The organism is Allobosea rubneri (genome assembly GCF_032464875.1).
Classification (GTDB): domain Bacteria; phylum Pseudomonadota; class Alphaproteobacteria; order Rhizobiales; family Beijerinckiaceae; genus Allobosea; species Allobosea rubneri.
The window spans coordinates 23,738-31,110 of record NZ_JAWDID010000061.1 but is presented as its reverse complement, the minus strand read 5'-3'; the positions used below and the strand labels follow the sequence as shown (position 1 = coordinate 31,110).

The window sequence follows — 7,373 nt, the reverse complement described above, 5'->3', positions numbered from 1 at the left end:
CGACGCCGACACCACCCTCACCCTGAAGGGCATCCAGCTCTCAAGCCTCGCCCAGGACGACTTCCGCTTCGCCTGAGCCCCAGGACACAGCAACGCAAAGGGAAAGGGCGCCGAACGGCGCCCTTTTTCGTGGCCGCCGGAAGCAAGCGGCCATCCGGTGGCCTCGCGGAGAGGCGGCTCAGTGCCTCATCGCGCGCAAGTCGCGGCTGCTCCGATCTGATCGGCCGCTCGCGTTCATTGCGGGGCGACCTCCAAACGATCGATTGCCGCGCTCGAGAGACACAAGCCCGATCAGCCGTATCGGGTGCCGGGCCCGAGGTCCGGGGCACCTAGACAAGCGTTCGGCGTAGATATCGGCCGCGCCCTACGGCCTCCGCGACGAGTTCTCCGTCGCGGAGCGCAAATGAGCCACGGACCAGGCTGTGGCGAACGCGGCCCTTGAAAGCCTCGAACTGCTGCTGCTCGACGAGGTCCACTATCAGCTGCGGCTTCATCGGCTGCGCTCGAGCACCCGGCCCGGGCGTGCACAGGCCGCCTTCAGCGAGCACAAGGCGATCCTGGCGGCGCTGCAGGGGCGCAACCCGGCGCAGGCCGAGGAGGTGATGCGAGCCCATGTCCGCAGCGCGCGCTTCAGCGCTCTGGCGGCAGCTGATGATGGGAAGTAGGGCGGTAGGCCCATCGCTGCGCGTACAGGGCGGCTGGGAGTCGTAATTCGCTTTCCGTTCCTCGATCAGCCGCCGGAAGCGTCGGCATCCTTCGAGCGGTCGGCGACGACGGCGCGACTCTGGCGCGGTCCTCCTGCAGCGGACCGCTAGCCGAACCAGCCGGCCTTGCCGAGCGAGCCCGGGACGGCATGGCCCAGCAATGCGGCGAGCCAGGGATCGAGCGCCGCGAGCGCGCGCCCGTCGATGTCTGACGCGATGCCCATGCCGTCGAGCAGATAGACCAGATCCTCGGTCGCGATGTTTCCGGTCGCGCGTGGCGCGAACGGGCAGCCGCCGATGCCGCCGCAGCTCGAATCCAGGATGCTGGCGCCGGCGCCCAGCGCAGCGACGGCATTTGCGATGCCGGTGTTGCGGGTGTCGTGGAAATGGGCGCGTAGCGGTAGCGCGCCCAGCCTGGCATGCGCATCGGCGAAAAGATCGCCGACCTGTCCGGGAGTTCCGACACCGATCGTGTCGGCGAGGCCGATCTCGTCGGCGCCGATATCGGCGACCCTGTCGACGATATCGAGCACTGCCGTTTCCGCAATCCTTCCTTCGAACGGACATCCGAAGGCCGCGGCGACGAGGACGTTGCGGCGGCGGCCGGCGGCCCGCGCCAAAGGCTCGATCTGTCGCCAGCCATCGAGGGTATCGGCGATGCCGCGCCCCTGGTTGCGCATGCTGAAGGTCTCGCTCGCCACGACGACATAGGTCAGCTCGTGGCAGCCGGAGGCGATGGCTCGCTCCGCGCCGCGCGCATTGAGCACGAGGCCCGAGAAGCTGACACCCTCGTGGCGGTCCTTCAGCGCGGCCATGACCGCTTCGGCATCGGCCATCTGCGGCACGCGGGCCGGGTTGACGAAGCTCGTCGCCTCGATCCGGCGCGCGCCGGCATCGATCAGCCTCGCAATGAGGGCGAGTTTGTCGTCCGTGGAGACCGGCCGCGCTTCGTTCTGTAACCCGTCGCGCGGTGAGACCTCGACGATCTCGACGCGCGCCGGCAGCATGCGGTCCGCCATGTCAGGCCACGCGGGCGAGCGCCGCGCCGATGACGCCGCTCTCGCGCAGCGCCGCCAGCCGTCCCTCGTCCAGGCCGAGCAGGCTGCCGAAGATTTCGGCATTGTGCTGGCCGAGCTCGGGACCGACATCGCGGACCTCGCCCGGCGTCGCCGAGAGCTTGGGCGCGACATTCTGCATGCGCATCTTGCCGAGCCGCGGATGGAGCACGTCGACGATGGCCTTGCGGGCCTGGAAATGCGCATCGGCCAGCATCTCGGGCGCGCGGTAGATGTCGCCGCGCGGGACGCCTGCGGCGTCGAGCTTCTCGCCGAGTTCCTCGCGCCCGAGGCCGCCCGTCCATTCGGCGATCAGCGCATCGAGTTCGGCCTGCCGCTCGCCGCGCGCCGTGTGGTTGGCGAAACGCGGGTCTGTGCCGAGTTCCGGACGGCCCATCGCCTCGGTCAGGCGGCGGAAGACGCCGTCCTGATTGGCGGCGATCAGCACGAACACCCCGTCTCTGGTCGGATAGACGTTCGAGGGCGCGACGAAAGGCAGGATCGCGCCCGTCCGCTCGCGGACATAGCCGGTCTGGTCGTATTCGGTGACGAGGCTCTCCATCACCGCCAGCACCGCCTCGTAGATCGCGCTGTCGACGACCTGGCCACGGCCGAGCCGGTCGCGGGCATGCAGGGCCATGAGCCCGCCGATACAGGCGAAGGTCGCCGCCAGCGTGTCGCCGATCGAGATGCCCATCCGACTAGGCGGCGTCGCCGGGTCGCCGACGACATAGCGCAGCCCGCCCATGGCCTCGCCGATCGAGCCATAGCCGGCCTTGCCGGCATAGGGCCCGGTCTGGCCGTAGCCGGAGACGCGGATCATGATCAGCCTGGGGTTGATCTTGGCGAGCTCCTCATAGCCCAGCCCCCATTTCTCCATGGTGCCGGGCCGGAAGTTCTCGATCAGGATGTCCGATTTGGCGACGAGGTCCCGGACGATCTGCTGGCCCTCGGCGCCGCGTGCATTGAGCTCGATCGACTTCTTGTTACGGGCGACGACCGGCCACCAGAGCGAGACGCCCTGGGGCTTCTCGCGCCCCCATTCGCGCATCGGGTCGCCGATGCCGGGCTGCTCGATCTTGATGACCTCGGCACCGAAATCGGCCAGCAGCTGACCGCAGAAGGGGCCGGCGAGAAGCTGCCCCATCTCGATCACCCGGATATCGGACAGCGGGCCGGACCGGCCGGCCGCGTTGGCGCTGGCATTGCTCATCATGGACTCCTGATTGTCTTGCGCGTGGGTTGTCGCGGCCTATTCAGCCGCGACGCCGAGGGCGCGCCCGGCGCGCAGCTCGGCGATGACCTCGTCCGTCGAGGCGACCCGGCCCCAGAGCCGCGAGAAACCCTTGAGGGTGGCGTTCTGCATCTCGTCGCTGCAGGTTCCGGTCGCGTCCGAGACCATCACCACGCCGAAGCCGCGGTCGGAGGCCTCGCGCGCCGTCGTCTCGACGCAGTTGTTGGTGGAGACGCCGGTGACGACGATCGTCTCGATGCCGAGGCCACGCAGCGCGGATTCGATGCCCGAGGAGGCGAAGGCGCCCTGGGTGCGCTTGTTGATCACTAGCTCGCCCGGCAGCGGCTTGATCTCGTCGACGATCTCGTGCTCGCGGTTGCCGATCGTGTTCTTGGTTGCGGTGAAGAAGGCGCGGGTGCTCGGCGCCGCATCGGCATAGTCCGGCAATTCGCAGCCGAGGGTGACGTAGACCACCCGGGCGCCGAGCTCGCGCCAGGCGTCGAGCAGGCGCTTCGTGTTGGGGAGCACGAGCTTCTCGATCCGGTCGAAGCGGTAGCTCGCCTCGTCGAGCTTGCCTTGGCTCGCGAGCAGAGCGCCGAGCCCGTGCTCGCGGCTGCCCGAGGCATATTGCAGGTCGACCGGGATCAGGGCGGTCTTGGCGGGATCGATGGCGACCTTGCGGGTGAAGGCTTCGATGTATTCGGGATGCATGGCGTTTCTCCTAGGGATCAACCGAGCAGGAACAGGGCCGGCAGATAGGTGATGAGCAGAAGGGCGAAGGTCAGCGTCAGGATGAAGGGCACGACGCCGCGGACGATGGTCTCCAGCGGCGTGCGCGAGATGCTGCCGATGACGAAGAGGTTCATCCCGACCGGCGGCGTGATCGAAGCGATCTCGATGTTGATGCAGAGGATGATCGCGAAATGGATCAGGTCGATCTCGAGCAGCCGCAGGCTTGGCAGCAGCATCGGCATGATCACGGTGAGGATGGTGATGCCGTCGAGGAAACAGCCGAGGATGAGCAGGAGGATGTTGATGATCAGCAGGAACTGCCATGCCGACAGGTTGAGCGCCTCGACGGCGCCGACGATCGCCTGCGGGATGCCGGCCAGCGTCGACAGCATGCCGATGAAGATCGCCCCGGCGAGGATGATCAGGATGGTCGCCGTCATGCGCGCGCTGTCGACGAACAGCGCCGGCAGGTCGGCCAGCGACATGCTGCGATAGATCAGGAGTCCGGCGATCAGGCCATAGATCGCCGAGACCGCGGCGGCTTCCGTCGGCGTGAAGATGCCACCATAGATGCCGCCGAGCACGATTCCGGGCATGACCAGGGCCGGCAGAGCCTTGATTCCGGTCTGCAGGATCTCGGTTGCCGAGAAGCGCTCGGCGCGGCTCCAGCCATTGCGCAGGCACAGCGCGAAGGCGACGAGGCCGATCAGCGTGGCGAGGAAGATGCCGGGCAGGATGCCGGCGGTGAACAACTCGGCCACCGAGACCTTGGCGATGGCCCCGTAGATGACGAAGACGATGCTGGGCGGGATCAGGATGCTGAGCGTGCCGCCAGCGGCCATGATGCCCGACGAGAAGGAGCGCGGGAAGCCGAGCCTGTCGAGCTCCGGGATGGTGACGCGACCGAGCGCGGCCGCGGCCGCGGCCGAGGATCCGCTCATCGCCCCGAAGATCGCGGAGGCCAGGACTGCGCCGACTGCAGGGCCGCCGGTGATCGGCCGGGTCAGCGCCCGCATGAAGCCGTAGAGGTAGGTGGCGAGGTGGCCCTTCACCATGATGTTGCCGGCCAGCACGAAGAACGGGATGGCGAGCAGGACGAAGCTGTCGAGATTGGCGAATTGCGATTGCGCGAGCTGGGTGAACGAGGTGCCGCCGAAGAACGCCACCGCGCCCAGCCCGACCAGCCCGAGTGCGAAAGCCACAGGCACGCCGATAGCCAGCAGCAGAAACAGCGCGCAGACGATGAACAGGGTCATTGGACACCAACGGTTTCGGGCTGGACCGCGGCAGCTGCGGGCTCGCGGGCGGTGTGCACTGCCTTGGCGAGGAAGCGCAGGGTCATGATCGCGAAGCCGACTGGCACGACCGCCTGGAAGACGTAGATCGGGATCGCCAGCGAGCTGTCGGCCGAGAATAGGCCGAGTTCGACACTGTCCTTGACCCAGCGATAGCCGAAATAGCCGACCGTGCCTGTGAAGGTGGCGCAGAGCAGCGACACCAGCACCTCAAGCGCCCGCCGCGCAGGCGGCGAGAGAAAGCTGATCAGCAGCTCGACCCGGATGTGGTCATCGGTGCGGACGGCGGCGGCCGCACCGAAATAGGTCGAGACGATGATGAGGTAGCGCGAGAGCTCCTCGGACCAGAGATGGGAGGTGTTGAAGATCGACCGCCCGGTCATTTCGAAGCAGACGACCGCGAGACAGGCAAAGAGGGCAAGCCCCGCGAGCCAGTCGTCGAGCCGGTTGAGCCAGCGCAACATGCTACACCTCCCACCAGTCCGATCAGCCGCCGAAGGTCCGCATCTTCTCGATGAGCGGCTTGCCGAACTGCTTCTCGGCGGCCTCCCAGACCGGTGACATGGCCTTGGCCCAGGCCTTGGCTTCGTCGGCGGTCTGCTCGTGGAACTTGACCCCCTTCTGCGCGAGATCGGCCTTGGCGGAGTCGGCGGCCTGGCGAGCGCGCGGCTTGTGGCCGACCATGGTCTCGGTCGCGGCGTCGCCGATCAACTTGCGGTCGGCCTCCGAGAGGCTGTCCCAGAACTTGCCGTTCACCGTCCAGGGATAGAAGGCGAAGAAATACTTGGCGTAGGTGATGTTCTTGATGCTCTCGTAGAAGCGGTAGCTCTGGAAGGCGTCGAGCGGCGTGTTCAGCCCGTCGATCACGCCCTGCTGGATCGAGGTCGAGACTTCCGTGATGTTGATCGCGACCGCGGTCGCGCCGATGGCCGAGAGCGCGGCGGCATTGGTCTTGCCGACGGCGCGCAGCTTCAGCCCCTTGAAATCCTCCGGCTTGATGATCGGGCCCTTGCGCGAGCCGGGCACGACATAGTCGTAGGGCAGCATGCCGAGCACCCTGACGCCCTTGCTCTCGAGCTCGGCGAACGCCTCCTTCTGGAAGGCCTTGTCGTCCATCGCCTTGTAGAAGGCCTCATGCGTCGGGAAGGCGTAGGGCAGGTCGAAGACGCTCATCTTGGGGGAGACGCCGACCCAGTAGGCGGAGACCAGCGTGGTCATTTCCGCGTCGCCACGAACCACGCCCTGCAGCAGGTCGAGGCCCTTGAGCAAGCTGCCATTCGGATAGAGCTGGACCTTGATGCGCCCGTTCGAGCGTTCCTCGACCAGCTTCTTGAAGGCCTGGTTGGCGAGGCCGGGCGCGACGTCATCCGCATATTCGAACGGGAAGCGGATGGTGATCGACTTCTCCTGGGCCTGCGCGCCGCCGACGGCGCCGAGCGCGAGCGTGGAGGCGATGGCGGCGACCGCGTGGCGGCGGGTGATGGACATGGTTTTCTCCCCTCTGATTTGTCTTCTTCCCGGAGACGGCCGGGGCCGGCAGGCTCAGTGCTTTCCCAGGAAATCGAAGAGCAGCTCCGAGAAGCGCGCCTTCATCGCCTTGCCGGCGATGACATGGGCCGCCTCGGCGAGCAGGTAGCCTTCCGCGCCCGGGATGGCGTCCTGGATCGGCTGGGTCGTCCTGGGGCCGGTGACCTGATCGAGCCCGGCATGCAGCACGAAGGTCGGCGCCTTGATCTCTCCGGCGCGCCCGGTGGTGTCATGGGCGATGCAGGCGTCGATCAGCCGCGAATGTGCGGGGTAGCGCCCGTTGAGATGGCCCCAGACGCCATCGACGCCGAGCAGCCGGTCGATATTGCGGTTGTAGTACTCCGGCTCGAAGGACAGGACCGTCACCGCGTGCTGGAAGGCCAGGAAGCCCATGTCGCGGTGAACGTTGCGGAACAGCTCGAGCTGGTCGGTGAGGAAGCGGTCGGTCTTCAGCCAGGCCCCGGTGTTGACCATCGAGCGAACAAGCTGCGGATGGCTGATCGCCATCTCCTGGGCGATGCAGGCGCCCATGCCGATCAGGCCGATCACATGCGCGTTCGGGATCTCCAGATGGGAGAGCAGGCCGATCGCGTCGTCGGCATACATCCGGGTCGTCGCCGGCTTGTCGAGCTCGTCGCCGGAATCGCCGATGCCGCGATGGTCGAAGATCACCACGGAATAGCGGTCGGTCAGGCCCCAGGGCAGGTGATGGTGCTCGCCATGGCAGAAGGTGCCCCAGCCGCCCATCAGCAGGACGGGTTCGCCCTTGCCGTGGATCTCGTAGTTCATGTCGTGGCCGTTGATACGGGCGATCGGCATCGTCTTT

General features: G+C 67.1%; 8 protein-coding genes. 1 reads left to right on the top strand and 7 read right to left on the bottom strand.

Features of this window, described 5'->3' with window-relative positions; genetic code table 11:
• Positions 1 to 422 precede the first annotated feature (422 nt).
• Entirely contained in the window at positions 423 to 665 is a 243-nt protein-coding gene (locus RKE40_RS25215) for an FCD domain-containing protein (RefSeq protein WP_316020947.1), read from the top strand.
• Positions 666 to 811: 146 nt separating this feature from the next.
• Here the strand turns inward: RKE40_RS25215 and RKE40_RS25210 are convergent, their stop codons facing one another.
• The 7 genes from RKE40_RS25210 to RKE40_RS25180 are packed head-to-tail and all read right to left on the bottom strand — an operon-like array spanning position 812 to position 7,366.
• On the bottom strand, positions 812 to 1,723 hold the full coding sequence (locus RKE40_RS25210; RefSeq protein WP_316020946.1) for a hydroxymethylglutaryl-CoA lyase: 912 nt from the start codon (positions 1,721 to 1,723) through the stop codon (positions 812 to 814).
• A gap of 1 nt (position 1,724) precedes the next feature.
• Entirely contained in the window at positions 1,725 to 2,972 is a 1,248-nt protein-coding gene (locus RKE40_RS25205) for a CaiB/BaiF CoA transferase family protein (RefSeq protein WP_316020945.1), read from the bottom strand.
• A 39-nt stretch (positions 2,973 to 3,011) separates the two neighbouring features.
• Positions 3,012 to 3,704, bottom strand: a complete 693-nt coding sequence (locus tag RKE40_RS25200) for a cysteine hydrolase family protein (protein ID WP_316020944.1) — start codon at positions 3,702 to 3,704, stop codon at positions 3,012 to 3,014.
• A gap of 17 nt (positions 3,705 to 3,721) precedes the next feature.
• A complete protein-coding gene (locus RKE40_RS25195; protein ID WP_316020943.1) occupies positions 3,722 to 4,981 on the bottom strand; it encodes a TRAP transporter large permease in 1,260 nt (419 codons plus the stop codon).
• Entirely contained in the window at positions 4,978 to 5,484 is a 507-nt protein-coding gene (locus RKE40_RS25190; protein WP_316020942.1) for a TRAP transporter small permease, read from the bottom strand. The genes RKE40_RS25195 and RKE40_RS25190 overlap by 4 nt, the downstream gene beginning before the upstream one ends.
• Before the next feature lie 22 nt (positions 5,485 to 5,506).
• On the bottom strand, positions 5,507 to 6,508 hold the full coding sequence (locus RKE40_RS25185; protein WP_316020941.1) for a TRAP transporter substrate-binding protein: 1,002 nt from the start codon (positions 6,506 to 6,508) through the stop codon (positions 5,507 to 5,509).
• A gap of 54 nt (positions 6,509 to 6,562) precedes the next feature.
• The gene (locus RKE40_RS25180; protein WP_316020940.1) at positions 6,563 to 7,366 is read right to left on the bottom strand and encodes an alpha/beta fold hydrolase; all 804 of its coding nucleotides are present in this window, start codon (positions 7,364 to 7,366) and stop codon (positions 6,563 to 6,565) included.
• Between the last annotated feature and the right edge of the window lie 7 nt (positions 7,367 to 7,373).